Origin of the sequence: Streptomyces boncukensis (genome assembly GCF_011045075.1) — a bacterium.
In the GTDB taxonomy this organism is placed as follows: Bacteria; Actinomycetota; Actinomycetes; order Streptomycetales; family Streptomycetaceae; genus Streptomyces; species Streptomyces boncukensis.
Genome location: NZ_JAAKZZ010000826.1, coordinates 1 through 2,110 on the forward strand (window position 1 = coordinate 1; position 2,110 = coordinate 2,110).

Below are 2,110 nucleotides of genomic sequence, written 5' to 3' on the forward strand. Positions count from 1 at the left end.
GGCCAATACGCCGACCCCGAAACCGCCCTCCACTACAACTACTTCCGCTACTACGACCCCGAAACCGCCCGCTACCTGACCCCCGACCCGTTGGGCCTCGCCCCGGCGCCCAACCCTCATGGCTACGTCGGCAACCCCCTCGCATGGGTAGACGTGCTCGGGCTGGAGAGCTGTAGCGATAACGGCGGGTTTAAGGTACCAGTGACACCGAACGAAATAGATAGGATGAACGAGGGATTCGATGGGGGCACCCGCTTGCATGGGAGTCCACAAAACACCATGATTAACGCGAGTCGATACGAGAGCTTCTGGGAAAAGAGCGCGGTGGTAATACGCGACATTGCAGGCTCTCACATGTACGACAACGGAAACAAGCGTACCGCCGTTGCCGCGGTGGAAGAACTAATGCGCAGGAACAACGTCACATCCGGACCAACCCGCGACGAGTTGTGGAGCACCGTAAGCAAGGTCTCGAAAAGCAACACGCACGACATCAGTGAAATCGCCAAGGTGCTCAGAGGCTACTAAATGGACGTGAGCAGGATGGACATCGAGAAGCTTATGCTCGAACTCGCAGAGACAGGAGCTTCCGCTCTAGTCAAATGCGATGGCGAGAGACTTCAACAGGGCGGAGATGCGTGGACCTTTGTCGTCACAGGTGGGCCACTCAAAGAGGAGGGGCCAGTTCGACGCGATGACATCAGCCTTGAGTCCAGCCTCGAAAACGGACTGCTAGCCCTCCGGGACCGTGGCCCCCAATGGCACTGGCTCGACAAGTACTTGCTGGGCGAAGAGTGACAGAAACGCTGTTACTGTCACCGCGCGTACGAAACTAAGCGCGTGAGGCTACTCTTCGGGACCGGACGACTTCAGCGTCCTCACCAGCCCCGCAAGCGACCGCCGCGAAGGGCTCAGCACCTCGGAGGGGGACTCACTTTCCCGAAGACGCAATGCACCCCCCTCATCTCTGGCCAGCTCCACGCAGTTCGGGGCATCCTCGTCGCTGGAGAAGGATGACTTCGTCCACGCCAGGCGTTCCATTCGCACAGCCCTCACAATTCCCGTAGAAGACGCTGAATCAGTTCCCTGGAACCTACCTCGTCCAGAGAAATCTCTTTCGCGCTCTCGAACAGCGCGCCATAGCGGCGAAGTTCCCGTTCGTCGTCGACGAAGGCTCCACCCCGCGCGCTGTCCAGGAGCACCGTGTCCAACTGCGGAACCGCGCCTCGCACATACAACACAGGATTGCCCATCCTGGTGAAACCGTCCACATCAAAGGGGATGACGCGGATGGACGCGCACGACCACTCCGACACCTCAAGGATGTGAAGGAGCTGGTTGCGCGCGACCTTACGGTCTCCGACCCGTACCCTGAGCGCTGCCTCATGAATGACCGCGTCGTAGGGCAACGAGGTGCCCTGGTTCAGGAGCCATTGGCGCTTCAGCCTGAACGACGTCCGCAGCCGGACCTGTTCCTGCGAAAGCGACGCCGGATGGGCGTACATGGCGCGCACATGCTCCTCCGTCTGCAACAGCCCCGGAACGTGCACACTCTCGAAGGTACACAGGCCCGTGGCCGCCTCCTCCAACTCCGCCAGATCCAGGAAGCCCTGGGGAAGCTTGCCTCGGTACTCGTCCCACCAGCCCCTGGGCTGCCCCATCACCATGGCGGCAAGCGCGTCCACCAACGCGCCGTCCCGGCATGCGTACTGCTCGGCCAGGTACCGCACCCGGTCGGCGCTCACTCCGACACGGCCTGACTCGGTGTTGGAGAGCCGTCCCTCGTCGATCCCCGTCTGCCGGGACGCCGCCCGGAGTGTGAGCCCCGCCGCTTCCCTCAACTTGCGCAGCTCACGGCCCAACCGCGCTTGACGTGCGGTTACGTGCTTACGCACAGCCATGTGCCCCTACCTTCTCGCGAGTTGGCACCACAATATCCCGGGACAGACTTGACCCAGGTCAAGTTTGGCCCGCACTATGGGTGACGTACCACACGCGCTACGTGTACACCGCGGGCCCCGGAAGCGCACCGCGCCCCCATGCCATGGCGGCGCGGCACTGTCACCACGCGGCACCGCAACCCGACGCACCCACTCACCCACCCGTCCCG

The 2,110-nt window shown here is 62.4% G+C and carries 4 protein-coding genes; 2 read left to right on the top strand and 2 right to left on the bottom strand.

What is annotated here, in order from left to right:
* Together G5C65_RS36075 and G5C65_RS36080 are read left to right on the top strand one after the other, a co-directional pair.
* Window positions 1–528, top strand: a 528-nt coding sequence (locus G5C65_RS36075; RefSeq protein WP_165303271.1) for an RHS repeat-associated core domain-containing protein, incomplete at its 5' end; no start/stop codon positions are given.
* Between the two features lie 6 nt (window positions 529–534).
* Window positions 535–798 (top strand): hypothetical protein, encoded by a 264-nt coding sequence (locus G5C65_RS36080; RefSeq protein WP_165303272.1) that lies wholly within the window; start codon window positions 535–537, stop codon window positions 796–798.
* A gap of 48 nt (window positions 799–846) precedes the next feature.
* Here G5C65_RS36080 and G5C65_RS36085 read toward each other — a convergent pair whose 3' ends face one another.
* Together G5C65_RS36085 and G5C65_RS36090 are read right to left on the bottom strand one after the other, a co-directional pair.
* Complete coding sequence (locus tag G5C65_RS36085; RefSeq protein WP_165303273.1) at window positions 847–1,041, bottom strand: DUF397 domain-containing protein; 195 nt, start codon at window positions 1,039–1,041, stop codon at window positions 847–849.
* 11 nt (window positions 1,042–1,052) lie between these two features.
* Window positions 1,053–1,901: a helix-turn-helix domain-containing protein gene (locus tag G5C65_RS36090; RefSeq protein WP_165303274.1), complete on the bottom strand. Its 849-nt coding sequence runs from the start codon at window positions 1,899–1,901 to the stop codon at window positions 1,053–1,055.
* Between the last annotated feature and the right edge of the window lie 209 nt (window positions 1,902–2,110).